A 24,229-nucleotide genomic window follows, 5' to 3' on the forward strand; every position below is an offset into this window, starting at 1 on the left:
GACCGCGGAGGTCAGTCCGAAGCGGTTGAGCTCGCGCAGGAAGTGCCGGGTCGACGTGCGCTTGTCGGCCTCGTCGAGGGTCGGCGCCTTGGCGAGGGTCGAGTAGAGGACGAGGGCGCCGGGCGCCGCCAGGAGCACGCCGTTCGGTTCGCCGTCGCGGCCCCGGACGATCTGTCCGCCCGGCGGGTCGGGCGTCTCGCGGGTGAATCCGGCGGCCCGCACGGCGGCCCGGTTCATCAGGGCCGACTGGTAGAGGTGGAGGACGAAGACGGGGGTGTCGGGGGCGGCGGCGTTGAGCTCGGCGACCGTCGGCATCCGGCGCTCGGCGAACTGCTCGGCCGTCCACCCGCCGACCACGCGGATCCACTGGCCCCTGGGCGTGCGGCCGGCCTGTTCGCGCAGCATGGCCAGGGCGTGGCGGAGGCTGCGCACGCCGTCCCAGCGCAGCTCCAGGACGTAGTTGAGGCCGCCCCGGATGACGTGCAGGTGAGAGTCGTTCAGGCCGGGGACGACCCGGCGGCCCAGCGCGTCGACGACCCTGGTCCGCGGCCCGACGAGCGGGGCGAGGTCGTGGTCGTCGCCGAGGGCCGTGATCCGGCCGTCCCGGATGGCCACGGCGCGGGCCTCGGGACGGGCCGGGTCGCCCGTGAACACCTTCGCGTTGCGGACGATCAGGTCGGCCTGGCCGGGGTCCTGGCGCGGGGCGGGGACGAGGCCGGCGACCGGCATGCTCGGGTACGGGCCCGTGGGGACGGAGACGGGGACGGGTGCGGAGACGGGTGCGGAGACGGGGACGGGTGCGGGCCTCGGCGTGGTCGCGGGAGTGGGAGCCGCCCCGTCCACGGGCACGGGCCTGGACGCCCCGGTCACGCCAGGGCCTTGCGGAGGGCGTCGGCGGCGAGGCCGATGGCGAGTTCCGCGGCGCGCGTCCCGCGCAGCGCGTCGAGCATGACGAAGTCGTGGAGGGTGCCCTGGACGCGCAGCGCCGTGACGGGCACCCCGGCGGCGCGCAGCTTGTCCGCGTACGCCTCGCCCTCGTCCCGCAGGACGTCCGCCTCGGCCGTGATCACCAGCGCCGGCGGCAGCCCGGTGAGCTGGTCGGTGGTGGCGCGCAACGGGGAGGCGGTGATCTGGGCGCGCTCGGCCTCGTCGGTCGTGTACTGGTCCCAGAACCACTTCATGGCGTCGCGGCGCAGGAAGTAGCCCTCGGCGAAGAGGGCGTACGACTCGGTGTCGAAGCGCGCGTCGGTCACCGGGTAGAACAGCACCTGGTGGACGAGGCGGACGTCGCCGCGCTGCTTGGCCATGAGGGTGAGGGCGGCCGTCATGTTCCCGCCGACCGAGTCGCCCGCGACGGCGATGCGGGTGCCGTCGAGGTCCTTGTGGTGGCCCTCGCGGGCGACCCACTGGGCGACGCTGTAGTTCTGCTCGATGGCGACGGGGTACCGGGCCTCGGGCGACAGGTCGTACTCGGGGAAGACGACCGCCGCCCCCCGCGCCGACCGCGAGCTCGCGGACGAGCCGGTCGTGGGTGTGGGCGTTGCCGAAGACCCAGCCGGCGCCGTGGAGGTAGAGGACGACGGGAAGCGGCCCGGTGACCCCGCGCGGACGGACGATCCGGACGCGTACGTCTCCGGTGGGACCGCCGTGGACGGTGACCCATTCCTCGTCGACGGCGGGCAGGGGCACGCCGTCACCGCTCTGGACGCCGTCGACCGCCTTGCGGCCGTCGGCGACGGGGAGCTGGTAGAGGAACGGCGGCTGGGCGGTGGCGTCGGCGAAGGCCTGGGCGGCCGGTTCGAGGACCGGAGGGTGCGGCATGAGGGTTCTCCTTCGTGGGGACGGTACGTACGGGGCGGGGGCTTGGCAGGGAGGGGCCGGGAGGCGGGCGGGCGATGTGCGTCAGCCGCGGACCAGCGGGGTGTCCACGAGGTGCTCGGCCAGGAACCACACCTGGGCCTCGCCGGTGCGGACGACCTGCGAGACGAGCAGGTCGTTGCTGCCCTCGTCGCCCTCGGCGGAGATGCGGGCGGCGGCGTCGCGCGCGTCGACGAGGATCCGCTCGTGGGCGTCGAGGAGCCGCGACAGCATGACGGGGACCGGCTCGACGCCGTTCGGCGGCCGGGGGATGGCGGTCAGCTCGGCGGCGTGGCGGGGGTCGCCGACGGCGACGCCGCCGAGGCTCTGGACCCGCTCGGCCAGCGCGTCGACGAGGGCGAGCTGCGCCTCCGCGTGCTGGTCGAGCATGAGGTGGAGGGAGTGGAAGGTGGCTCCGCGCATGAGCCAGTGGTGCTTCTTGTAGAGGCCGTACAGCATCTGGGTGTCGGCGAGTACGCGGTTGAGCCGCTGGCAGGCGTACATGCGGGTGTCGTGGCCGAGGCCGATCGGCAGCTGCTTGAGCGTGCCGAACGCCTGGACCTCGGCACCCTTCTGGTGCAGCAGCGGCTGACCGCCGCTGGGCGCGTGGCCGGGTCGGGCGGGCGCCGATCCGGTGATCGTGGATTCCATGAGGGGCTCCTGGTCGGGGGCGGTTCGAGGGGACGAAGAGACGTGATCGGTGACGGGGTGCTGGGGTGGCGGAGTGACGGGGTGGCGGAGTGACGGAGTGACGGGGTGGCGGAGTGACGGAGTGACGGGGTGGCGGAGTGACGGAGTGACGGGGGTGGCGGAGTGACGGGGTGGCAGGGCGCCGGAGGAACTGCTCACAAGAGGGCCCGGCCCGGCCGTCAGGCCGGGGTCTTCGGGCGGCCGGGGCCGAGGCCCGGAACCAGGGCGCCACGCCCACGCCCACGCCCCACGTCCCGGGTCCCGGCGGCCCCGGCCCGGCCCTCACCGTCCGCCGGAAGGTGCCGTCCGAGGCTCCGCGCGCCGCTCCGGCGGGGGCGTCCGGTGCAGGACGAGCCGGGTGAGCAGGCCGCTGCCGATGCCGGCGGCGAGGGCGAGGGCGGCGTACCCGAGCGGGTACGGCGTGAGGCCGAGGACGGCGTCGACGGACCAGGCCCCGGGGCCGGTGGCGGCGAGGGCGGCGGCCGTTCCGATGAGGACGAGGGGGTATTCGTAACCGTCGTTCTGCACCCACAGGCCGTTGTGCCGCTTCACGGTGAGGGCGACGGTCATGACGCCGACGGCCCCGGTCGCGGCGAGCGGGGTCAGCAGTCCGGCCGCGAGCAGCAGGCCGGAGCCGATCTGGCCCCCGCCGGCCGCCAGGGCGGTGAGCGCACCGCCCCGGAAGCCGTCGGCGCGGAACTCCGCCGCGCCGCCTTCGAGGCCCTTGCCGCCGAGGCGTCGGCTGACCTTCTGCACGCCGTGGCCGGCGATGAGCAGCCCCACCAGCAGCCGCAGGATCAGGATGCCGGTGTCCACGGCGGTCAGCCGGCCGCGTGCGCGCCGATGACGCTCTGGGCGTAGACGACCCCGAGGCCGTACGCGCCGGCGTGGGCCTTGACGACCTCGGTGACGGGTCCGTACGTCTCCTGGCGGGCCCAGTCGCGCTGCAGTTCCAGGAGGACCTGGACCCAGGTCACGGGGACGGCGCCGGCGGCGATCATGCGCTGGAGCGCGTGCTCGTGGGCGGCCGGGGTGACGCCGCCGGAGGCGTCGGCGACGACGTACACCTCGTAGCCCTGCTCCAGCGCGGAGAGGGCGGGGAGCACCAGGCAGACCTCGGTCCACAGGCCGGACAGGATGATCTTCTTGCGGCCGGTCGCCTTGACCGCCGCGACGAGCGCCTCGTCCTCCCAGGCGTTCATGGTCGTGCGGTCGATGATCTCGTGCTTGGGGAAGACCGCGGCCAGCTGGGGCAGCAGGGGGCCGGAGAAGGTGTCGGCGGCGACGGTCGTCAGGACGACGGGCACGTCGAAGACCTCCGCCGCCTTGGCGAGCCCGACGGTGCTGTTGATGATGGCGGCCCGGTCGCCGCTGCCGGTGCCGAAGAACATCTGGGGCTGGTGGTCCACGAAGAGCATGACCGCGTTGTCGGGCGTGAGGAGGTCCGCGCTCGGGGCGGCCTGCACCTGGGTGACGTCGAACATGAGGGGTGGTCCCTTCGGAAGGATCGGGGTGTTCCGTTCGGTGCCCGCCGCTCTCGCGGCCGGCACGTCCCGAAGCTACGGCCGGTCCGATCACCCGACTTTCCTCCCCGTGCCCTGGAGTTGGCACGACAGCGCACCGGTGTGCGCTGCCGTGCCGGCCGCTCAGCGGGCGGGCAGGGCGTCCAGCCGTTTCCGTGCGCCGGCGACGATCTCGGCGTCGGCCGCGTCGGCGAGTTCGAGGACCTCGGCGAGGTGGCGGCGGGCCTCCGCGACCTCGCCCAGCTCGATCAGGGCCTCGCCCGTGCCCAGGAGGGCGCTCGCCTGCATGTGCGTCATCCCGAGGGTCCGGAAGCGGTCCAGCGCCTCGCGGTGACGGTCCAGCGCCTCGCTCCACTCACCCGTCTCGGCGTGGTCGAGGCCGAGCGCGTACGTGGTGTGGGCCCGGACCATGTCCGCCAGGTGGGCGCCGACCTCCTTGTCGGGCGCGTCGAGGAACGCGATGACGCGCAGGTTCTCCGTGTGCGCCGCCGCGCCGAGGCCCAGGGCGCGCAGGCAGGACCCGAGGTTGACCATGGCCCCGAGCCAGCCCTCGCGGTCGCCGACTCCCTCGTACAGCTCGACGGAGGCGCGGGCCTTGTCGACGGCTTCCTGGAGTTCGCCCAGCTTCCGGTGGGCGACGGCCGCGTGCGAGAGTGCGGAGGCCTGCTGCGGGACGTCGCCGGCGAGACGCGCGCAGGCGAACCCGTTCCCGGCCTGTTCGATGGCCTCCCGGTAGCGGTGGTCGCACACGATGAGGGCCCAGGCGTGCATGTTGTGGCTGTAGGCGCGCATGCCGGGGTCGTCGAGCGCCGCGGCCGAGCGGCCCGCGAGCTCGTACAGTTCGGACCAGTGGCCCCAGAAGACCCAGAGGTTGCAGAACCACTCCATGGCGTCGCCCGTCTCCACGACGCGCCGGTGCTCGCCCTTCCGCGCGGCGGCGCGCAGGGCCGCGAGCCAGGACGGAGCCTCGCCCTGCAGCCAGGTCCTGGCCTCCTCGGCGTTCTCCAGGGGGACGAACTCCCGCCCACGCCAGGAGGCCGGGGGCGCACCGTACTTGGGCTTGTACCAGCGTCCGGCGACCACGGCCGTCTCCAGCAGCCAGCCGCGCAGCCGGTCCTCCGCCGCGTCCCGCTCCTCGGGCGTCTCCTCGCGTCCGAGGCGTCCGCGGGCGAACAGCCTGAGCAGGTCGTGGAGTTGGTAGCGACCGCCGGAGGTGGCCTGGAGCAGCCCGGCCTCGACCAGCTCCTCCATCACGTCCTCGGCGTCGAAGACGTCGGCTTCGGCCAGACAGGCGCCGTACGCGGCGGTCATGTCGGGCCCCGGAACCAGGCTCAGCAGGCGCATCATCCGGGCGGCCGCGCCCGTCAGCTCCCGGTAGGACAGCTCGAACGCAGCCTCCACCCGTACGTCGTCGGTGGTGAGGGCGCCCAGCCGGCGTTCCTCGTCGGACAGGCGGCGGGCGAGCCGGTCGACGGTCCAGGCCGATCTGATGTCCAGCCAGTTGCCGGCCACGCGGAGGGCGAGCGGCAGGCGTCCGCACATCTCCGCGACCCTCGCCACGGCCTCGGGTTCCGCGTCGGCCCGCTCCTCGCCGAGGATGCGGCGGAGCAGCTCGACCGACTCGTCCCGGGCCATCTCCTCCAACGGCAGCCGGGCGACGTCCTCCAGCCCCGTCAGCGGGCGCCGGCTGGTCACGAGGACGAGGCTGCTCCCGCCGGAGGGCAGCAACGGGCGCACCTGTCCCTCGTCGCGCGCGTTGTCCAGGACGACGAGATGGCGCCCTTCGCTCAGCAGCGCCCGCAGCAGTCCCGCGTGGCCGGCGGCGCCCTCCTGGCTCAGCCGGCGGTCCGACACCCCGAGGGCCTTGAGCAGCTTGAGCAGGGCCTCCCCCGGGTCGACGGGGCCGTCGACGCCGTGCAGGTCCACCATGAAGCGGCCCTGCGGGAAGTCCTCGGCCAGCTCCTCGACCGCCTGGAGCGCCAGGGTCGTCTTGCCGCACCCGGGCGGACCGGAGATCACCGCCACCGACGCACCGGTGCCGGTGCCTGTGCCGGGGCCGGCGCCTGTCCCGGTGCCAGTACTGGGGGCGGATCCGCTGCCAGATCCGGGTCCGGTGCCTGTGCCGGTCCGCCCGGCGATCGCCTTCAGGCGGGCCAGCTGCGGGGCCCGCCCGGTGAAGTCGCGTACGGGCCGGGGCGGCTCAGCGGCGCCCGCGGCCGCCACCGTACGCGTGGGCCGCCCGGCCCGTCCCGCCGCCAGCAGGACCTCCCGCTCGGCCTCCGCGAGCCCGAGCCCGTCCGCCAGCGCCACGACGGTACGCCGCTGCGGTACGCGACTGCGGCCCCGCTCCATGTCGCCGATGGCCCGGACGCTGACCCCCGACGCCTCGGACAACTCCTCCAGCGTCAGACGGGCCCGCTGTCGCAGCGCACGCAGGACTGCCCCGTAGGGCTCTTCTCCGGACATGACTCCCCTTGATCGTCTCGAACCCGAGGGTATGCCGTGCCTGCGCGTGCCCTGCGGAGAGTCAGGAAGGCATCGAGTCCCGGACCGCGTCGAGGATCGCACCGTGGTCGAAGGCCAGCGGCGGCAGGCTGTCGTACGGCCACCAGACGGCCTTGGCCGCGTCGTCGCCCGCTACGACCTCGGTGTCGGCCGGGACGACGGCCAGGTAGACCACGGTGACGTACCGGCCGCGCGGGTCGCGACCGGGCTCGTCCCACGCGCCGACCTGGAACAGGGCGGCAGGGTCCACCAGGACGCCCGTCTCCTCCCCGAGCTCCCGGGCCGCCGCCTCCTGGCTGCTCTCTCCGGCGTCCACGTGACCACCGGGCAGCGCCCAGAGCCCCTTGAAGGGATCCCGGCCCCGCTCGACGAGCAGGACACGGCCGTCCTCGGTGACGGTCACCACGTCGGCCGTCAGGCGGACGCTCTCGTAGCTCTCGGTCATGTCGTTCCTCTCGAAGGCGTTCGGACGGAGCGGCCGTGCGGGTCGGCCCGCGCGGGGATGGGATCGGGATCGTCCTCGCCGGCCCGGGCCGACCGGGGGTCACCGGCCACTCGCCCCGGCCCTCTCCAGCTCATCGAGCCGGGCGAGGATGCGCCTGGGGAGCTCGGCGGCCGTCAGCCGGAAGGGGGTCCAGCGGTCCCTGGACTCCGGCTTCATCGACGCCGAGAACCGGTACCGTCCCTTGCTGTTCGGCTCCGCCACCATCTCCCCGAAGGCTGTGCTCGGTATCAGCCAGGCCGTCATGATCGCCCCTCGCTCGACGTCCACCGCGACGAACAACACGTCCAGGTCCGCCCGCGGTTGGAACGTCTGCGAGCGCACGAAGGCCATCAGCCTGCCCTGCCGGACCTGCGTTCCGGTGGACATCCTCGCCTTCACCTGCACCGCCAGGGTCGCGGAGCTCCCGCGCCTGTGGAAGACGAGGTCCACGCCCTCGTCGTCCACGAGCGAGGTGGAGACGTTCAGTTCGCCGCCCGTGGCGAGGATGGACGAGGCCGCGACCAGGTACTCGGCGGCCTTCCCCATGCGTGCGGCCGCCGGGCTCTTTTCCAGGTAGTCCTCGTCGTCACTCATGACGGGAATCTACCGAGCGCGGATCCGGGCGACCATCCGTACCCGGGGATCTCACCGAGGCTCCCAGCGGATCGGAATGCCTTGGTGGAAGGCCCCCTTTGCGCCCGTATGCTTGTGCGAGCTCAAGGAGGAAGGCAGGAGGCGACGGCGGTGAAGCTTGCCGAGGCGCTGGCAGAACGTGCGGAGGCGACGCGACGCGTGGAGCAGTTGCGCACACGTGTCGTCGGCAACGCGCGGTACCAGGAGGGGGAGACGCCCTCCGAGGACGCGGCACAGCTGCTGGCCGAGACCGGTGAGGTGCTCGACACCCTCGAAGCCCTGATCCGGCGGATCAACCGGACCAACGCCACGGTGGAGATGGGCCCGGACGGTACGCTCACCGACGCGCTCGCGCGGCGGGACGTCCTGCGGCTGCGCCATTCGGTGGTCACCGCGGCGGCGGACGCGGCAGCGGGCACGGGAGACCGCGGCCACGGCCGTCAGCTCCGGTCCGAGCTGCTGATGCTCTCCGCGCTACCGGTCCCGGAACTCCGAGCGCGGGCGGACGCCCTGGCCAAGGAGATCCGCGAGGTCGACGTACGGATCCAGCGGAAGAACTGGGAAGTCGACCTGCTGGAGTGACCGGACCGACCGGACGGACCGGACCGACCGGTCCGGCAGAGCAGGACGGTGTGGAGCAGGTAGTTGCTCCGGAGGCGTGCACACCCCGAGGGCCGGCGGGTTCTCCGGCCCACCTGTGGTGCGTGAAGAGCAACGCGGGGTTCGATTCCCCATCGACGGTGCAGCTCAGCACGGCGTACAGGTAACGGTGCACAGCGCACGGCACATCACCACGTGCAGATCCGGAGCGGCGAGGGCGGGTTCGGGGTTTTCCACACCACGGACGAGAATGGTCAGGGCCGGCGGCAGTGCGCGAGATCGGGGGGAAGACCGTGAGCCGACCAGTGCTGTTCCTCGACGTAGACGGGCCGCTCAATCCTTATGCGGCCAAGCCGGAGCGGCGTCCCGACGGCTACACCACGATCCGCGTGCCCCGTGACGGCGGGGCTGGGACGGAGGAGGTGAGCCTGTCGTCCCGGCGGCGTCCCCTGCGGGTCTGGCTCCATCCGGAGCACGGGCGAACCCTGCTCGGGCTCGGATACGAGCTGTGCTGGGCCACCACGTGGATGGGCAAGGCCAACCGGTGGATCGCACCGGTCCTCGGCCTTCCGGAGCTTCCCTTCGTGGACTTCGGCGACGCCCTGCTGCGAGAACGCCCTGATGGCGTGCACTGGAAGACCGGTCCGCTGGTCGACCACGCGCGCGGCCGCCCCTTCGCCTGGGTGGACGACGAGCTGAGCGGGCTGGATCAGGCGTACGTGACCGCACATCACCGCGGCCCCGGGCTCCTGCACCACGTCGATCCGCGGATCGGCCTGCGGGAGGACGACTTCCGCACGCTCGCCGGGTTCGCCCGGTCGCCGGCCGCTCCGCGTCCCCCCGCGTGAGCCGCGGGCCCCGGCGTTCCGGAGACCGGGCCGCTGCCCTCGGCTCGCAGCGGCGTTGCGCTCCGCCGACGACCGGCGGGCCGTCTACTGTCGGCGTGTGGACCACCCCGACCAGCGCGCCGAAGGCGCGGGACCGTTCACCACCCGCCTCACCTGGCATCCGCCCGAAGGCGGCACCGCCGTCTGGGATTCCAGGACCGCCCGGCGCCGAGGCCTGATCACCGTCCGTCCACCGGGTGCGCCCGGCCCCCGGCACGCCGGCGCCGACGACACCGTCCTCGCCCGGCTGCGCAGGCTCAACGCGATCGCGGCCACCGCCTTCGTCATCGGCAGAGCCCTCTTCGCCGCCGGCGCGTCCATCGCGCAGTTCGGCTCCGGCGACGCCACCGTCTGTGCTTCGGTCTACTTCGCCGGCGGTCTGTGCTTCAACACGGGCGGCTACATCTCGCTGCTCCAGGTCGTCAACGCCCCGCGCCACGTGCCCGGCGGGCAGGCCGCCCTGGTCGCGCGACGGTGGCGGTGGTGGAGCTACGAGCCGATGCGGGTCGACTGGCTGAGCGCGTTCGTCCTGTTCGCCGGCACGCTGGTGTTCGCCGTCGACCTGCTCGACTCGTTCCTCCAGGGCCTGACCGTCCAGCAGGTCAACCGGCTGATCTGGGCCCCGGACGTGATCGGCTGCATCCTCTTCCTGATCTCCGGCCACCTCGCGTTCGTGGAGATCTGCCACGGCCGGCCGTGCGTCGGACGGCGGAGCCTCGGATGGTGGAGCCTCGGGTGGTGGATCGTCGCCGTGAACCAGCTGGGCTCGGTCCTGTTCATGGTCTCGGCCCTCGCCGCCTACACACGCCCCGCCACCGGCAGCCTGGTCAACGCGGACATCGCCAACTGGGGAACGCTGACCGGCGCCCTCTGCTTCTCCGTGGGCGGCGTCCTCCAGCACGGTGAACGCCCTTGAGCCCGGCCCCTCGTCGTGACGTCAGCCGTCGGCGAGCGCCGTCACGACGAGGTCGGTGAGCAGGGCGCCGGCCGTGCCCTCGGGGTCGAGGTCGGGGTCGTAGATCGTGACGTTGAGCCCGACGCAGCGCGGCGAGCGGACGAGCGGCCGGAGCAGCGCCACCAGCTCGTCCGGCAGCAGGCCGTCGGGGTCGGGGCTGTCGACGGCCGGCATGACGGTGGGGTCGAGCACGTCGGCGTCGAGGTGTACCCAGAAACCGGCCAGGGCGGTGTTCTCCAGACTGACGGCGGTCGCGGACCCGAGCTCGCCGGCGCCCCGTGCGCGGAGTTCGGACACGGTCACGACGGGGACCCTCAGTTCGCGGAGCTGGGTGATCTCGGGGTCGTCCGCGTAGGCGTCCCGGGTGCCGAGCGCGCGTACGTCCTCGTCCCGGAGGTAGGGGCGCAGCCCCTCCAGGTCGGTCAGATCGCTCTGCCCCCGACCCGTCGCCAGCGCCAGCTCCTCACCGCCGGCCGCACCGATCCGGTCCGAGTTGCCGGGGTTGCGGAAGTCGGGAGAGGCGTCGACGGAGGCGAGACCGTAGCGGCCCAGCCGGCGCAGGGCGAGCGCGGCACCCAGCTGGATGGAGCAGTCGCCGCCGAGGACGAGTGTGAAGTCCCCGGCCGAGACATGGCGTTCGATCCGGTCGGCCAGGCGGATCGTGTACGCGGCGAGGGCGGCCGCGTTGAAGACGCCGTCGCCCTCCTGCCAGTCGCCGCGGTCGTACCTGGGCGGTACGACCACCCCGCCCTCGAACGCCCCGAGCCGTCTCATGATGCCGTTCTCGCGCAGCGCCCCGGCCAGTTTGTAGCAGCCGGGAACGGTGCCGGGGGCGGGTGGGCGCAGGCCGAGGTTGGACGGGGCATCGATGATCACGGTGTTCCGCATGCGGTCATCCTCACCACGCCGGCGAGCCGACGCAACGGCCGCACGGACCGCCGCCCCGCACCCGGCCGAACCCTCCGCAGCCGTAGCACCCTTGCCCGCGAGGTCACCGGACGGGATCCCGTCTTAGGCTGCAAGGGTTGAACGAGGGACGACAGGGAGAGTGAGTCGCGTGGCAGCTGCCAGGATCGCGATCGTGACCAGCGAGGCCGGCATGGAATGGGACACCGATCTCCCGTTGCTCGTGGAGGCGTTGCGCGCGAACGGTGTGACGACCTCCGCGGTGGCCTGGGACGCACAGGCCGTGGCCTGGGACGGCTTCGACCTGGCGGTCATCCGGTCGACCTGGGACTACGCGGAACGCGTCGACGAGTACCTGGCCTGGGCCGACCGGACGGACCGCCTCACGAGCCTGTGGAACCCCGCTCCGGTGGTGCGCTGGAGCAGCGACAAGCGCTATCTGTCGGACCTTGCCGAGCAGGGGGTGGCCGTCGTTCCCACCCGCTTCGTCGAACCGGGCACGCCGTACGACGAAGCCGAACTCCTCGGCACCGGAGCGGTGGTGGTCAAGCCCGTGGTATCCGCGGGTGCGCTCGACACCGCACGCTACGAGCCCGACCAGCACGCCGCCGCCAAGCGGCACGTCCGGACGCTTCTGGACCAGGGCCGGGCCGTGATGGTCCAGCCGTACCTGCGACTCGTGGAGGAAGGCGAACGGGCACTGGTCTTCATCTCGGGCACGTTCAGCCACGCCATCCGCAAGGGCCCCGTACTGACCGAGTCCGGAGTGATCGACAACGACCGCGTGCCGCACCCCGACGTCATCCCCTACCAGCCGACCGACGAAGAGATCTCGGCGGCGCTGGCCGCGCTGGCGGCCGTCCCGACTCCGGAGTCACCGCTGTTCGCCCGGGTGGACCTGGTTCTGGACGAGACCAGGAAGCCCGTGGTGATGGAGCTGGAACTGATCGAGCCGAACCTGTTCCTCGGCCTCCAGCCGGACGGCCTGAAGCGCCTCGTCGACGCCATGACGGCCAAGGTCCGGCCGACCGGGTCCTGAGAGCGCACGACACGCACGGGCGGGGCCGAGGACGGTTGAGGTTCTGGCCCTGTCCACCACACCGATCGGCCGGTTCGTGAGGGTGTGAGCGTGGAGTCGGCACTCAGGGCCGACTGCCGGGCTCGTCACGGAAGGGGCTCGACTCCGCGTGATGAGCCCGGATCGCGACTCCGGGTCCGGGTCCGGGTCCGGGTCAGGTGAGTGGGTCGAGGTCGGCGAGGAGCCGGGCGACACCGAGACCGGTGGTGAGGTACTGCTCGAAGACCGGATTGTTCAGAGCCCAAGGAGATCGCTTCCGCCGGATGACCCCGATCGCCGCTTCCGCCTCCTGCCCCAGCTCGATCAGTGCCTGCCCCACGACCAGCCCGGATCGGTTGTAGCCGGCGTTGCACCGGACCAGCACGGAGCGGCCGTCGCGGACCGCCTGGGCGGCGACGAGGGCGAGGTCCTGGACCTTGTGGATCTGCGCGGCGGTGAGCGGGCCGTCGGGGGTGTCGGCGACGTGGTGCTCGACGGCTGGGTCAGGGCCGTGACCGGGTCGGGTGAACAGGCTGATGACCAGGTCGAACTCGCTCCCGACGACTGCGGGCCGGCTCACACCGCTGACATCCCTCCAGTGGTGGCCGCCCATCCACAGTCCTGGTGACCACCTCGTTCCACGGCGCGCCCGGATCGGGCAGGCCCCTGTCCTTCTGTCGTGCCTTCATGTGTACCCCTCCGGGTCCCGGACATCAGCGTCATCCGTCGTTCCACCGGGCCTCGTGCTCGTCGACCGGTGGCGCCGCGACGCCGAGGTGCGGGCTGGAGAACCCATACGATCCCGCCCGCAGCTCCGTCAGCAACCCGACGGCAGGCTCGCCCACGCGGCACGGGGCGGACGGCGAGGGCGGTTCCGCGGCCGTGGCGGGCCGCGGAACCGCCGGTCGACCGTCAGGACGTCGGCGTCTCCCCCGGCCCTGTCTTCGGGGGCCGGTTCGGTGCGCCACAGGTGAAGCGCGTCGGCCTCGCCGAGCCCCTCGGTGGCCTGGTGGCGTTGCGCGTCGGTGAGCTCCAGGGAGTTCAGGCGGCGACGCCACTCCTCAAGGCCTTCGGTCTCCTCCAGGGCACTCGCGAGCTCGATCAGGGTGGCGAGCGTCCGGGCCACGTCGAGGGGTGGGGCGGTGTCCCCGTGCCTGCGCAGGGCCGTGATGAGGACCTTGAGGGCCGTGCGGTCGTCGTTCTTGAACTCGCTGAGGATGCGGGCGTTGTCGAGGGCCTTGGCCAGGCCCGCGAGGGTTTTCGACCCGCCGTACTCCAGCTCCGCGGGCTCGTCCCTCTGGATGAAGATGATCGAGTTCCCGGACGGGTCGACCAGGGTGAACCGGCTCGCCCCGGGCCGGAACCGGGTGATCCGCGGCCTGCCCTTGGCCAGGACCTTTCCGTAGGCGGCGCGCATCGCGCGGGTGAACTCCGCGTGGTACGGCGCGACCTCGTCGACCAGGACGAGGCAGGCGCCGGCGTCCTCCTGGCTCGGGTCGACGTTCTTCGGAGGCATCCCGAAGTGCAGCGCGAAGCCGGACCACTCCAGCACCAGGTAGACGTAGGGCCGCGTCTGCTTGTACGTGGCCTCGAACACCGAGCGCCTGGTAGAAACTCAAGCGTCTCCTCCACCGACACGCACGGCAGCACCGGCACCGTGGTCTCGTTCGCCCGCACATTCGCCTCTGTCACCCTCGCCACCCCTTCGACTCCTTCTCCCGCTCCCGCGGCAGGCCCCGGAGCACCGAGCCTGCCGCAATTCGGGTCCCGCCGCCCATGAGACTTTTATGTCGCCCTTATGTCTGCAGGCGGAAGGGCTGCGGGCCGGCGGGGGGGCCGGGAACGTGCGTAAGCCCCGGCCAAGAAGCCGGGAGCCAAGCGAAGGGGGCGGAGTGCGCGCGCCCTCGCGTCAGTCCTGGGAGGCCTCGGCGCGTCCGGCTGTGCGGCGGCGGAAGGCTCGTTCTGGGGCGGAGCGGAGGCGGGGCGTCCCCTTCAGCCAGTGGGCTCCCCGCAGGACGGGGCTACGATGCGACGGCCCGCGGCAACGAGCCGTCAAACGGAGGCCACGATGTTCGGCTCCGGCCACGGGCGCGGCGAGCGAGCGGGGCAACCCCGCACTCTCCCTGGCCGTGTCGGCCTTCGACTCGGCGATCGCCTCCAACCTGATTCACCGGGGCGCGGACCCGGACCACCGGTTGGCCGACGGAACCACGCCCCGACTGCGGGCCATCGACAGCGGCTCCGTCGGTCTCGCGTACTGCCTGCTCGGCGACGCGGCGCGGCTCGATGAAGCGGCCCGCGTGCACCTGTTGGAACGGGCCCGGCAGTGGCACGAGAAGGGCGCGGTCGCCCGCGCGTGCGCCCTCGAATACCCCGACATGGACCATGCCGCCTGGTGGGAGATCATCTGTACCGTGGCCGAGAGGCAGGACGTGGAGACCTGGGAGGCTGCGGGCTCATCCCGATCCCTGTACCGCCGCTTCGGCGCGGAGGTGCTGAACGCCTCTACTCGGGGACGTCACGTCAGACGCCCCAAGCCCTTTCGAACGACGCGCCCTTGAACTGTTCCTCGACTGGGCCGCGCAAGAGGAACACCCGGACGTCCTCACCGCGGTCCTGCACGGACTCGGCGAACACGAGGATCCGAGGATCGAACCGCTGGGGCTTCGCTTCCTCGCCCACTCCGCTCCCTCGGTGCGTACGGGGGTCATCGCGACACTGAGCACCGTGTACTCGGAGAGGTCCGGGCGGACGACGTTCACCCCCGAGGGGCTGAACGCCCTCCTCGTGCTGGCCCAGGACACCGGCACCTCCGTTCGCCAGGCCGCCGGCTACCAGCTCGCACACAGCCTCAACCCGGATCCCGCCGTGGGGGACACACTGGCCGGTCTGCTCGACGACGAGGATCAGCACACGCGCATCTGGGTCGCATTCGGGCTGGCCGTGCGGGACGATCCGAGGTGCGTCGAAGGCGCCGACAAGGTGGGTCCCGTCGACGACCGCCCCTCTTGGTCCTGGATCCTCGACGCGCCCGCACGGTACGAGGAGCGCCGGAAGGCACGGGGTGGACCGACGAGCGGCGAGTGACGGCCCCTGAGTCCCCCCGGGCTCCCCAGGCCCCCAGGGCCTCCGCCGCCGTCCGCCGTCCGCCGTCCGCCGTCCGAGGGGCGACATCCCCTCCACGGGACCGCCCGGCGTGAGGAACACGTTCAGCCGCTCCCCCCGATGGCCTCAAGCGGCTACGAACCGCGGTGTGAAGCAGTGCAGCCGGTCGACCTCGGTGAAACCGGCCCGGTCGTACAGGCCGTTGGCAGCGGTGCGGTCGCGTTCGGTGTCGCCGGGCGGGGCGTCGTCGTCGACGTAGAGGATCACCTCGCGGGCACCGATCCCGGCCAGCTCGTCGAGGGCCGAGCCGAGCAGCGCCAGGCCCGTGCCTCGCCCGCGGGCGGCCTGGGCCACGCCGATCCACCACAGCACTCCGACGCCGTCGACGGGGCGGCCGATGGTGGCCTCCGCGAGGAGTTCCGCGCCGTCACGGACCTCCAGTCGCCGGCCCGGAGGGTCCTCGCACTCCTCCACGGTGCAGCGCTCGGCGCGCGGGAGTCCCGCGACCGGCAGGTCCGCGCGCATGTAGCGCCACGAGTCGCGACCGGTGAACCCAGCGGCTTCGAGGGCCTTGAGCGTCGCGGGGCGGTGGCGGGCCGGCAGGCCCTCCAGCCCGAGGGTGAGGGCGGAGGCGAACTCGAAGGCGTGCACCGTGCCCGTGCCGAGCCGGTGGAGCGCCCGGGAGATCAGGGCCTCGGCCAGGCCCTCGTCCTCTCGGCAGTGCAGCCACAGGATGAACCCGGACTGGTCCGAAGGGCGCCTTGCGTACGAGACGGCGCCGAGCACCTGGTCCGTCGCGTCACAGATCACCTCCGTGACGGGCGCCTCAAGCTCGTCCCACCATCCGCCGTCGACCGGTGAGCGGCCCGCCAGCGCCTCGGCCAGCATCCCGGGCGTGGCCGGCGGCTGGCCGGGCAAGCGATCGGCGCCCACCAGGCCGAGCACCGCCGCCTCGTCTCCGGGGTGGTACGCCCGCACCGAGAGTCCTGCCGCCGAACGGGGAGTCGTGAACGCCACGAGCGCGATCCGCCTTTCATGCCACATGTCCTCCCTGTCCACCCTGCCGCCACTCCCGTCCCGCCCGCCACCACTTTTCTCCCGGCCTCGGCCACCCCTCTCGGACTCAGGCGGTCGGCGCAGCACCACGGGCACCGACACCGGAGGCCGGGCACCGGAGACCGGGCACCACCGCGATCCGTTCCGTGCCCCCAGCCCCTCGGCTCGGCTCTCACAGGCCCTCGACAGCGATGAGCCCCGTGATGAAAATGGGAGCCCACGTCACGCGATGGGGGCAGCGTGTCACTGTTTCTCCGACGCGACGCCGCTCGGCCGGCGTCGCCGGGCTGGTGGAGGTACCTGACGGCGGTGGGCGTGGGCGCCACGGCCCTGGGGCTGGCCGCCATGTGGACCTCCGGGCCTCTGGCGACGGGCATCGGCGCGGCCAGTACGACGCTGTACACCTTGCTCGCGGAACGTCTTCAACCCCAGCGCACCGCCACGTCCGCCGGCGTGCTGCTGCGGACGCCGGCAGGGCGTCTGCCCAGGGTCGAGCAGCTGAGCCGTCCCGAACTGGCCGGCGTCCATCCGGCGGAGGAGCACGCCGGCCATCGCGGTGCACCGCCGTACGTGCGGCGCGACGCCGAGCCGCTGCTGCGTCAGGCCCTGCGGGGCGGCGGCTTCGTGCTCGTCGTGGGCGAGTCGACCGCCGGCAAGACCCGGCTCGCGTACGAGGTGGTCCGGTCGTCCTTTCCGCGGCACGTGTTCGTGCGCCCCCTGGACCGAGGCGGGCTCGCCGCGGCGGCGGAGGCGGTCCGGCGTGCCCGCCGCGCCGTGTTGTGGCTGGACGACCTCGAGAACTACCTGGGGGCCGACGGGGTGACCAGCGCCCTGCTGAACGGTCTCCTGGAGCGCAGACCGGGCCGCGTCGCCGTCCTGGCGACGATGCGGTCGCAGGAGTTCCGCCGCTACGACGCCCGCGAGGAGAGCCGGCTGACCGGATCGGACCGGGACGCCTGGCGGGTGCAGCGCGATGTCCTGGCCTCGGCCGTGCAGGTCCGCCTGGAACGCCGCTGGTCGACCGCGGAGCAGCAGCGCGCGGCGGCCCACCGAGGGGATCCCCGGATCGACCTCGCGCTGGACAGCTGCGACCGGTTCGGCCTCGCGGAGATCATGGCCGCCGGCCCCGAGCTGCTCGCGGCGTGGCGGAACGCCTGGGCGCCCGGCGCCAATCCCCGCGGCGCGGCCATCGTCGCCGCGGCGGTGGACTGCCGCCGCTCGGGGCTGCGCCGGCCGGCGAGCCGCGACTGGCTCCTGGAGCTGCACCTCCCCTACCTGGCCGAACGCGGCGGGCCCGACCTCCAGCCCGAGCCCTTCGACGAGGCGATGCTGTGGGCGTGCAGGGCCGCCTACGCCACGAGCGGGCTGCTGATGGGGAACTACAGCCAGGGGTACACCGCCTTCGACTACCTCCTGACCGCCCCGGACCTGCCTGCCGTACCGGACCACCTCTGGGACTCGCTGCTCGCCCCGGGCGGAGCCGGCCGACGCGTACGACATGGGGCTCGTGGCCCATCAGGCGGGACGGCTGCCGCGAGCTGCCGCGGCTCTGGAGCGGGCCCGCGAGGGCGGGACGGCGGGCGCGGACTTCATGCTGGCGATCGTGGTGGGCGACCGGGGGCGGCCGCGGCAGGCCGCGACGGCGCTCCACGACATCGTCCTGCGCCGACGGTCCGACCTCGGCCCCGGGCACCCCGAGACGCTGGCCGCCGTGCACCAGTGGGCGTTCTTCGTGGGCGAGGCGGGCGAACCGGAGCGCGCCGCCGCCGCCTTCACCCGCCTGGTGGCCGACACCACCGCGGCCCTGGGAGCCGATCACCCCGACACGCTGGCGGCCCGGCACCAGCAGGCGTACTTCGCCGGCGAGGCGGGCGACACGACCACGGCCGTCCGCCGGCTGCAACGGCTCCTTGAGGACCGCGTCCGGCTCGAGGGCACCGATCACCCCCCAGGTGCTGGCCGCACGGCGCAGCCTCATCTGGTTCTCCAGCCTCACGGGCGACCCTGCCGACGGCCTGCCGGACAGCGAACGACAGCTGCGCCTGCTCCTCGCGGATGCCGAACGCGTCCTGGGCGCCCAGGACGCGCACACCCTCGCCATACGCAGCACCCAGGCGGCCTTCGCCGCCCGCGCGGGCCGCACGGACGAGGCGATCGCCGAGTTCACCCGGCTCGTGGCCGAACGCAGCCGGCTCCTGGGCGAGGAACACCCCCACGTCATGCACAGCCGCGTCCAGCGCGCCCAGGCGCTACTGGCCGCCAACCACGAAGCCGAGGCGGCCGCGGAACTGTCCCGCATCCTCCACGACGCGCACACGGTCCTCGAACCCACCCACCGCCACGTCGCCCTCGCCCGCACCTTGCTGGCGCGCGCGAGGAGTTGAACCCGGTCCGCACCGACCGACGATGCCCCGGGGAGGGCGTCCTTCACCCCTCCCGCGCCGTCTGCCAAACATGTCCGCGCAGCCCCTGCTCCTCCAGCCAGGAACCGAGAGCGGCGACCTCGTCGGCTCCCATCAGTGCCGGATCGACGGTGGTCCGCAGCTGGTAGTCCGTGCCGGAGTCCAGCAACAGCTCCAGGCTCCTTCTGGCGGGCCCCGCGCTGTTGCGCACGCCCGTGATCGTGTCGTACGCGTCGGAGTCGGGCCGCGCCTTGATGTCGAAGCCCACCCAGTCGAGGAGCCCCTCGGCGAGCAGCGCCCCCAGGGGAGGGCCGTACCAGCCGACCCGGACGACGCTGCCCGAACTCCCCTTCGTGGCTGGTATCCATGGGGCCGTGGATACCTGGATGAACGACCGTTTGGGTGCCGCCGAGCGGGGCGAGAACCCCACCGTGCTGGCCCGCATGAGGACGGGCTGGGCCGTCATCGGCGACGTCCAGCACCTCCCCGGCTACTGCCTCCTGTTGTACGCGGGCCAGGCGGATCACCTGACCGATCTCCCCCGACCGGAGCGAGCCCGCTTCCTGTTCGACCTCTCCCTCCTCGGAGAAGCCGTCGAGGCAGCCTGCCGACGGCACGACTCGGACTTCCGCCGCCTCAACTACGAAGTGCTGGGCAACTCTTGGGAGCACCTCCACGGCCACGTCCACGCCCGCTACGACTGGGAGCCCCCGGCCCTCCGGCACGGCCCCGTCTGGCGCTACGGGAGCGAGCGAACAGACCCGGTCCACCGGCTGGACGCACGACATGACGAACTGCGCGCCGCGATCACCGGCGAGCTCACGAAGCTGTTGCCCGACGCGTACGAAACGAGCTGACCAGCGGCCCGCCGGGCCGACGTCCTCCCTCGGCGCGCAGGCCTCACCACCACAAGCTCGCGAGGCAGGTGTGTCCCGGCGGGCGCGGTCTCGTCCGCCCGGCGCACCGCGACGGGTCGGAGGCGGTGCCGGCCCCGCGTCACTCCCGGAAGATCTGCCATTCCGTTCCGGAAACCTCGTCCCGGGTCGCCAGATGGCCCAGGGGCAGGGCGGGCAGGCTGGCCAGCGACGGATCGCGTTCCAGCAAGTGGGACGCGTGGATCAGCCTCGGCCGTCCGACCCAGCGCGGTTCGGCGCCCGAGAACGCCTGCCAGTCCCCGTCCTCGTCGAGATGCACACGCATGACCGGCCGCCCGCGGAACACGCGCTTGGACACGAACACGTGATCGTCCGGGGCGAGACCCTGAGCCGGGCCACAGCCTTCGTGCAGGCAGCCGTCCACATCGCCTCCTAGCCGACGAGCCCCGGCCCATTGTGCCCCTCGCCCCACACGGCGGGCCACGTCCCCAGCGCTCGGGCCAGCCGGGCGCTCTGGTCGCGCGTGATGCCTCGGGCGAGTCGCGTGTCGCACCGCGGGCTGTGGGGGTCGTCGCAGTACAGGATGCCGGGGAACGGATCCTCGCCGCCCGAGAGCGGGGACGCACCGGCCAGCGTCCATTCGGGTGACTCCCACAGCGGGTGCTCCTCCAGAAGCGCCTCCGCCAGCCCGGGCGCCTCGTCGTCGCCGACGCCTGCCTGGAGCAGCGCGTCCGCGACCAGCCAGGCCGCCTCGGGCGGAAGGTCGGCGTCACCGAGTACGGGCAGGAGGAGCAGCAGGCGGGCGTGATGCGTATGGACGCCCGGGGCATCCAGGTCGGGGGTGGCGGCGATGTGCACGAGCTCCCGCCACGCGAGTCCCGGGCCGGCGTGGTGCCCGTCGACGCTCGCGAGGTGCCCGTGGCGCTCCCACTCCCCGTGGGTCACGAAGTAGTCGGTGCCCGTGTCATCGGCGAGGTTGCGGCCCACGACGACCACGGAGTGACCGGCGCCGAACGGTATCCGGAAGACCGGCCACCGCTCCCCGTCGGTCAGCGCCTCGATCGCCGCGTCCGTGTCCGCCTCGTCGGCGCCGAACCACCCCGGCCGCGGTTCCTCGTCCCCGGTCCGGCAGAGCCACAGCAGGTAGGCGGGCCAGAACCCGGGCAGCGACAGCAGGTCCTCCCGAGTCGTCAGAGGGGCGTCTTCGTATCCGTCGATCAGCACAGGCCCAGACTGACAGCCACCACTGACATCCTCGGCCTCCGCCAGGCGTCCACAGGCTGATCCTCTGCTCCGCAGCCACGACCTGCGGGACTGTCAGACCCCTGCGGCATCCTCGCCCGTATGAACGAAGACGCCTTCTGGCAGCTCATCGAAGACTGCAGACCAACGGAACCCGACCCGGACGCCGACCTCCTTGCGGACACCCTGACCGAGCGGCTCGCGCGGTCACCCTTGTCGCTGGTCATCGGCTTCGCCGAACAACTCTCATGGGCGCTCTACCAGCTGGACCGCACAGAGTACGGACACGACCTGAGCGCGGACGCGTTTCTCTACACACGTGCCGCGGTCGTCGCGGCCGGCCGCACCGAGTTCGACGAGGTCCTCAGAGACGCCGCGGCCTTCACGCCGTACGCCACCGACCTCGTCTGGGCCGAGAGCCTGCTCTCCGCACCGGACCGGGCGTACAGAAGCATCACCGGCGAGGAGTGGGACCGCCGCACGCGGTACTCCTACGAGTCGTACGCGAACACCGAAGGCTGGGCCGACTGAGCGGCCGGTCCCTTCGGGACGGGTCGGTGAAGGTCAGGGAGTCCCTCCACACTGGTGCGCCCTCGCCCTTTCCTCGGAGGGACGCGGGGTTCGGGCCGTCGGGGCGGCGTGGGAGCTCCGTACGAGGTCTCGCCAGTCGGCGGGCCAGTTGGCCAGCGCGAGGATGCCCATGACGAGGAGGTGGGTCGGTGCGGCCCAGCTCTCCACCGTCGGGTCGTGGTGGACGATGTGGGTGGTGACCGCGCCGGTGAGCACGAACATCAGCGTGGTGGCGCCCAGGAAGCGGGTCCGCTTGTCCGGGATCACGAGCAGGACGGCGGCTGCGCCCTCCAGCGCGCCGACCACGAAGCGCATCCAGGACGGGTATCCCCACTCCTCGAACTTCGTGGAGTAGGCCGAGCTGAAGATCGTGTCTCCCGGCCAGCACTTGGTCACGGCACCCAGCGCGAACTCGAGGGCCAGGAACCAGTACAGGACGGTCATGAGTCGCTTGGACATACGTGAGTTCCCCAGGGGTGTCGGGCAGGATGAGGCCTCCGCGCGGACGCCATGCGGTGCCGGACGGGAGCGGAGACTTCGCGTGTTCGGGGTTCAGCCCCGCAGGGGTGGCGATCGACCTTCATCGATGCGCCGCCGGCGCGTCTCGGGCTCCTTCGCGCTCTCGACGGCGCGTACGTGCTCGCGCTTGCGGCTCTGGGTGAGGTCGTCGTACGCGGCGCGGGCGAGCGGATCGTCGTCCAGGGCTCGGGCGAAGTCCGGGGGCTCGGCGACGACGCGCGGCTCGTGTCGAGCTCCAGCTCGACCTCGACCTCCTCGCCGATCTCGACGCCCGCGGCCCGGCGGTTGGCGATGCTGAGGCCGAGCAGGTGGCGGCCGCGCAGGATGGCGACCCGGCTCTTCCAGGAATGCCGTTGACCGTGATCGCACCGGCGGCCGCGCGCCGCCGCCCGAAGCGCCGCCACCACCTCGGGCGGGACCTCCAGGCCCCGCATGGGCTCGGCGGCTCGACCTGGGACCTGAACTTCATGGTCTTCTCCTGTCGTTCTGACTGCTACACGGCGGATGCGGATGCGGATACGGATGCCGATGCGGACGGCCCGCCTCCGGGTCCGCCGCGTCGCGGCTACTCGGCGTAGGGCTGGTCGGGGTCCCGAGTCGCTGTAGCCGAAGGCTCCAGACGTAGCTTCCGGGTCGGCGAAGGTGCCGCCGTACCGCCCACGCAGAGCGCCGCGGCGAGGCTTGAGGATCGTGGCACGGCCTTGTGCGCCTCGGCCATGATCTCACTCGGACCCGTGCCTCGTGCGATCGACGTAGGTGAGCACCAGTCCGCTGAAGCCGCTGCCTTCGGGATCGTGCCGACCTGGCGCGGCAGAGGCCACTCGCGGCTGTAGAAGCCGAACCGGCGAGCGCCGTCCGACTCGAGAACACGGAGGACGCCGTAGTCGTTCTCGATCTTCCAGCCGAAGGCCCTCGGTGTAGAACTGCTTGGCGCGGTCCAGTCCCGGACACCGGGAGGATCGAGCTGACGGTGCCTTCATGACGTGCTCCTTGCGCTGTGGATTGGATGGTACGCGCCGGACGTCCGGGCCGCCGCGGCCCGGCCGTCCCGTCGGCGCGGGCCGCCGGTCGGCCCGGTGGTGGGTGGGGCGGCGGCCGCCGGGTCAGGACGGCGTGGCCGGAGGGAGGCGGCGGTTCCCAGACGAAATCGTCGGGGCGGTAAGGAGGCGCCGGTGCCGCCCGGACGATGCGGTGCGAGCCGCCGCCCCTCGACGGGACGCCGACCTCTTGGCCAGCCCCGGTGCTTGTACCAGCCCAGCTTCACGGGCTGGACGCTGCGGCCGTGAACTCCGCGTACTTGCCGCGAAGCTCTTCGCACGCTCAGCCCCCGGCCGACGTAGAACTCCCGGGTCGCCTTCACGTCTCGACAACCCAGCAGCAGACCATTCTCGTCGATCTCCCGGGTGGCCACGCCGTCGTCCTTCTTCGCCGAGGTCGCCAGCTTCCAGATCGTGCCGTCGGGCCTGCACGACACGCCGTAGCCCACAGCGACTTCGCCGCGGCTTCACGACCGTCGCACCGGCGGCACCGCCGCCCGACGAACGCGTCGACGGTGGAGGGCCCCGACACCGTCAGCGCCAGGGCGAAACCCCGGAAAAGCCGCTGCGGGTCCGGGGGGGGCCCTGCGAGCCCGCAGCTGCAGACGGCCGGCACGCCGAGGCCGTGTAGAAGCGGTGGGCGGCGTCCAGGTCGGCCACCTCGAGGGCGACGCAGAAGAGGGACACGAGGGACACTGAGGAAGGGGTGGTTGCCAGTCCCTCACGCTAGGCCCGGCACCGCCCGCGCTTCTCGAATCCTGACCAGTTGGAGACCGCCTTCGCCACGCACGCCGATCCCTTTCCAGCACGATCGCCGCCCCGCCGCCTGCGCCGGAAGCCCCGGGCGACATGCCGACCAGCTCGGTGAAACGAGTGGTGAACGTTGCCCGCGTTACGACGCAGCCGACCACCGCGCTGAAGCAGACTCGGTGACACGAGTCGCCCCGCCGCAGCAGGGCCGCCGCCCGCTCGACGCGACGCGTCATCAGGTACGCGTACGGGGACTCGCCGTACGCGGCCGGACTGCCCGCGCGCAGATGCCGGCGGGCATGTTCGCATCGCGGGACGACGAGCGCGTTCCCACCACGTCGAGCGTCGCGCGTACATGCCCCTGTACGATCACGGCGCGCGGACTGCGTGCTGCGAAAGGGGAGACCGCGCGAGCTCGACCAGCGCTTAGTCGCCTGGACGCGCGCACGTACCGCCATTCCGGCTATGCACATGAGATCTTTCACGCTTTCTCGCCCTCTCTGTCATGTCGTCATTCTTACTCGAGGGTTGCGAGGTCGGCATGCGCGTGCATCGGCTAGCCCGCGGCGCCCGGTG

Annotated in this window: 28 protein-coding genes and 1 pseudogene; 12 read left to right on the forward strand and 17 right to left on the reverse strand. The window is 72.6% G+C overall.

Features of this window, described 5'->3' with window-relative positions; all coding sequences use genetic code 11:
• The 8 genes and pseudogenes from ABD981_RS10955 to ABD981_RS10990 form a co-directional block, all read right to left on the reverse strand.
• The coding region (locus ABD981_RS10955) for an amidohydrolase family protein (RefSeq protein ID WP_345528938.1) at window positions 1-729 on the reverse strand (729 nt) is incomplete at its 3' end.
• 137 nt (window positions 730-866) lie between these two features.
• Window positions 867-1,821 (reverse strand): annotated as a pseudogene (locus ABD981_RS10960) (alpha/beta hydrolase).
• Between the two features lie 81 nt (window positions 1,822-1,902).
• Window positions 1,903-2,508, reverse strand: coding sequence for a Dps family protein (locus ABD981_RS10965; protein ID WP_046906143.1), 606 nt, complete (start codon window positions 2,506-2,508; stop codon window positions 1,903-1,905).
• Between the two features lie 321 nt (window positions 2,509-2,829).
• On the reverse strand, window positions 2,830-3,363 hold the full coding sequence (locus tag ABD981_RS10970; protein ID WP_046906144.1) for a DoxX family membrane protein: 534 nt from the start codon (window positions 3,361-3,363) through the stop codon (window positions 2,830-2,832).
• A gap of 5 nt (window positions 3,364-3,368) precedes the next feature.
• Complete coding sequence (locus ABD981_RS10975; protein WP_046906145.1) at window positions 3,369-4,031, reverse strand: hydrolase; 663 nt, start codon at window positions 4,029-4,031, stop codon at window positions 3,369-3,371.
• A 162-nt stretch (window positions 4,032-4,193) separates the two neighbouring features.
• Window positions 4,194-6,536 (reverse strand): ATP-binding protein, encoded by a 2,343-nt coding sequence (locus tag ABD981_RS10980; RefSeq protein WP_046906146.1) that lies wholly within the window; start codon window positions 6,534-6,536, stop codon window positions 4,194-4,196.
• A gap of 61 nt (window positions 6,537-6,597) precedes the next feature.
• Window positions 6,598-7,020, reverse strand: coding sequence for an NUDIX domain-containing protein (locus ABD981_RS10985; protein ID WP_046906147.1), 423 nt, complete (start codon window positions 7,018-7,020; stop codon window positions 6,598-6,600).
• A 99-nt stretch (window positions 7,021-7,119) separates the two neighbouring features.
• Window positions 7,120-7,653, reverse strand: a complete 534-nt coding sequence (locus ABD981_RS10990; RefSeq protein WP_046906148.1) for a hypothetical protein — start codon at window positions 7,651-7,653, stop codon at window positions 7,120-7,122.
• Between the two features lie 150 nt (window positions 7,654-7,803).
• Between ABD981_RS10990 and ABD981_RS10995 the strand changes: the two genes are divergently transcribed.
• The 3 genes from ABD981_RS10995 to ABD981_RS11005 all read left to right on the forward strand — a co-directional run bounded on the left by ABD981_RS10995 (window position 7,804) and on the right by ABD981_RS11005 (window position 10,095).
• On the forward strand, window positions 7,804-8,274 hold the full coding sequence (locus ABD981_RS10995; protein WP_046906149.1) for a DIP1984 family protein: 471 nt from the start codon (window positions 7,804-7,806) through the stop codon (window positions 8,272-8,274).
• Between the two features lie 311 nt (window positions 8,275-8,585).
• Entirely contained in the window at window positions 8,586-9,140 is a 555-nt protein-coding gene (locus ABD981_RS11000; RefSeq protein WP_046906254.1) for a hypothetical protein, read from the forward strand.
• A gap of 97 nt (window positions 9,141-9,237) precedes the next feature.
• On the forward strand, window positions 9,238-10,095 hold the full coding sequence (locus ABD981_RS11005; RefSeq protein ID WP_046906255.1) for a hypothetical protein: 858 nt from the start codon (window positions 9,238-9,240) through the stop codon (window positions 10,093-10,095).
• A 21-nt stretch (window positions 10,096-10,116) separates the two neighbouring features.
• On the opposite strand, the gene ABD981_RS11010 is transcribed toward ABD981_RS11005, so the two are convergent.
• Complete coding sequence (locus ABD981_RS11010; RefSeq protein ID WP_046906150.1) at window positions 10,117-11,022, reverse strand: arginase family protein; 906 nt, start codon at window positions 11,020-11,022, stop codon at window positions 10,117-10,119.
• A gap of 169 nt (window positions 11,023-11,191) precedes the next feature.
• Here ABD981_RS11010 and ABD981_RS11015 point away from each other — a divergent pair, with 169 nt between their 5' ends.
• Window positions 11,192-12,079 (forward strand): ATP-grasp domain-containing protein, encoded by an 888-nt coding sequence (locus ABD981_RS11015; RefSeq protein WP_338058626.1) that lies wholly within the window; start codon window positions 11,192-11,194, stop codon window positions 12,077-12,079.
• A gap of 193 nt (window positions 12,080-12,272) precedes the next feature.
• Here ABD981_RS11015 and ABD981_RS11020 read toward each other — a convergent pair whose 3' ends face one another.
• Both ABD981_RS11020 and ABD981_RS11025 read right to left on the reverse strand, forming a co-directional pair.
• A complete protein-coding gene (locus ABD981_RS11020) occupies window positions 12,273-12,677 on the reverse strand; it encodes a protein-tyrosine phosphatase family protein (protein ID WP_345528952.1) in 405 nt (134 codons plus the stop codon).
• 237 nt (window positions 12,678-12,914) lie between these two features.
• Window positions 12,915-13,694: a VOC family protein gene (locus ABD981_RS11025; protein WP_345528954.1), complete on the reverse strand. Its 780-nt coding sequence runs from the start codon at window positions 13,692-13,694 to the stop codon at window positions 12,915-12,917.
• Between the two features lie 532 nt (window positions 13,695-14,226).
• On the opposite strand from ABD981_RS11025, the gene ABD981_RS11030 reads away from it, so the two are divergent.
• Entirely contained in the window at window positions 14,227-14,658 is a 432-nt protein-coding gene (locus ABD981_RS11030) for a hypothetical protein (protein WP_345528956.1), read from the forward strand.
• 1 nt (window position 14,659) lies between these two features.
• Window positions 14,660-15,184 (forward strand): HEAT repeat domain-containing protein, encoded by a 525-nt coding sequence (locus ABD981_RS11035; RefSeq protein ID WP_345528969.1) that lies wholly within the window; start codon window positions 14,660-14,662, stop codon window positions 15,182-15,184.
• 144 nt (window positions 15,185-15,328) lie between these two features.
• Here ABD981_RS11035 and ABD981_RS11040 read toward each other — a convergent pair whose 3' ends face one another.
• A complete protein-coding gene (locus ABD981_RS11040) occupies window positions 15,329-16,219 on the reverse strand; it encodes a GNAT family N-acetyltransferase (protein WP_345528958.1) in 891 nt (296 codons plus the stop codon).
• A gap of 354 nt (window positions 16,220-16,573) precedes the next feature.
• On the opposite strand from ABD981_RS11040, the gene ABD981_RS11045 reads away from it, so the two are divergent.
• Together ABD981_RS11045 and ABD981_RS11050 are read left to right on the forward strand one after the other, a co-directional pair.
• Window positions 16,574-18,172: a hypothetical protein gene (locus ABD981_RS11045; RefSeq protein WP_345528960.1), complete on the forward strand. Its 1,599-nt coding sequence runs from the start codon at window positions 16,574-16,576 to the stop codon at window positions 18,170-18,172.
• A gap of 38 nt (window positions 18,173-18,210) precedes the next feature.
• Window positions 18,211-18,642, forward strand: a complete 432-nt coding sequence (locus ABD981_RS11050; RefSeq protein ID WP_345528962.1) for a hypothetical protein — start codon at window positions 18,211-18,213, stop codon at window positions 18,640-18,642.
• A 43-nt stretch (window positions 18,643-18,685) separates the two neighbouring features.
• Here ABD981_RS11050 and ABD981_RS11055 read toward each other — a convergent pair whose 3' ends face one another.
• Window positions 18,686-18,928, reverse strand: coding sequence for a hypothetical protein (locus ABD981_RS11055; RefSeq protein ID WP_123954217.1), 243 nt, complete (start codon window positions 18,926-18,928; stop codon window positions 18,686-18,688).
• Between the two features lie 118 nt (window positions 18,929-19,046).
• On the opposite strand from ABD981_RS11055, the gene ABD981_RS11060 reads away from it, so the two are divergent.
• A complete protein-coding gene (locus ABD981_RS11060; protein WP_046906155.1) occupies window positions 19,047-19,517 on the forward strand; it encodes an HIT family protein in 471 nt (156 codons plus the stop codon).
• A 139-nt stretch (window positions 19,518-19,656) separates the two neighbouring features.
• Here ABD981_RS11060 and ABD981_RS11065 read toward each other — a convergent pair whose 3' ends face one another.
• Both ABD981_RS11065 and ABD981_RS11070 read right to left on the reverse strand, forming a co-directional pair.
• Window positions 19,657-19,959, reverse strand: coding sequence for a hypothetical protein (locus ABD981_RS11065; protein WP_046906156.1), 303 nt, complete (start codon window positions 19,957-19,959; stop codon window positions 19,657-19,659).
• An 8-nt stretch (window positions 19,960-19,967) separates the two neighbouring features.
• Window positions 19,968-20,759 (reverse strand): hypothetical protein, encoded by a 792-nt coding sequence (locus tag ABD981_RS11070; RefSeq protein ID WP_046906157.1) that lies wholly within the window; start codon window positions 20,757-20,759, stop codon window positions 19,968-19,970.
• Between the two features lie 120 nt (window positions 20,760-20,879).
• On the opposite strand from ABD981_RS11070, the gene ABD981_RS11075 reads away from it, so the two are divergent.
• Window positions 20,880-21,308: a DUF4240 domain-containing protein gene (locus ABD981_RS11075; RefSeq protein ID WP_123954218.1), complete on the forward strand. Its 429-nt coding sequence runs from the start codon at window positions 20,880-20,882 to the stop codon at window positions 21,306-21,308.
• Window positions 21,309-21,341: 33 nt separating this feature from the next.
• Here the strand turns inward: ABD981_RS11075 and ABD981_RS11080 are convergent, their stop codons facing one another.
• Together ABD981_RS11080 and ABD981_RS11085 are read right to left on the reverse strand one after the other, a co-directional pair.
• Entirely contained in the window at window positions 21,342-21,806 is a 465-nt protein-coding gene (locus tag ABD981_RS11080) for a DoxX family protein (RefSeq protein ID WP_205628111.1), read from the reverse strand.
• Between the two features lie 93 nt (window positions 21,807-21,899).
• Window positions 21,900-22,049, reverse strand: a complete 150-nt coding sequence (locus ABD981_RS11085; protein ID WP_345528970.1) for a YdeI/OmpD-associated family protein — start codon at window positions 22,047-22,049, stop codon at window positions 21,900-21,902.
• Between ABD981_RS11085 and ABD981_RS11090 the strand changes: the two genes are divergently transcribed.
• Window positions 21,984-22,223 carry a hypothetical protein gene (locus ABD981_RS11090; RefSeq protein ID WP_345528972.1) on the forward strand — a complete coding sequence of 80 codons (240 nt, stop codon included), beginning with the start codon at window positions 21,984-21,986 and terminating at the stop codon, window positions 22,221-22,223. The two genes, ABD981_RS11085 and ABD981_RS11090, sit on opposite strands and share 66 nt — an antisense overlap.
• Window positions 22,220-22,444: a hypothetical protein gene (locus ABD981_RS11095; protein WP_345528974.1), complete on the forward strand. Its 225-nt coding sequence runs from the start codon at window positions 22,220-22,222 to the stop codon at window positions 22,442-22,444. The genes ABD981_RS11090 and ABD981_RS11095 overlap by 4 nt, the downstream gene beginning before the upstream one ends.
• Window positions 22,445-24,229: the final 1,785 nt, after the last annotated feature.

The organism is Streptomyces showdoensis (assembly GCF_039535475.1).
Lineage (GTDB): Bacteria > Actinomycetota > Actinomycetes > Streptomycetales > Streptomycetaceae > Streptomyces > Streptomyces showdoensis.